Here is a 251-nt window from a genome sequence, read left to right as displayed (position 1 = left end):
CTGTAATCCGTCTTCACGGGAAGCGGAAAGGCGTGCTCTCCGAGATCAAGGCGGCCGAACGTTTTAAACAGTGTCATGAATTCGGTGATAATGCCGACCGTCTGATCACGGCGGTAATAATTCCAGAGGCCGATGCGGATATGGTCAAGATCCGTTCCGAATCCCGCTAAATACTGTGCAAATGTATAAAGGATGTCCTCATCATTGCTTACCTCGGCTTTTCCGTCGCCGTCGCCGTCCAGGCCGATCCC

General features: G+C 52.6%; 1 pseudogene. It reads right to left on the bottom strand.

The window, feature by feature from the left end:
* Positions 1-251, bottom strand: a pseudogene (locus R0K30_RS22835) (peptidase M23); the annotation flags it as partial.

Origin of the sequence: Bacillus sp. SIMBA_154 (assembly GCF_046536015.1) — a bacterium.
GTDB lineage: Bacteria > Bacillota > Bacilli > Bacillales > Bacillaceae > Bacillus > Bacillus pumilus_P.
Note: the sequence above shows the minus strand (reverse complement) of the source record. Positions and strands in the feature narration are given on the sequence as shown.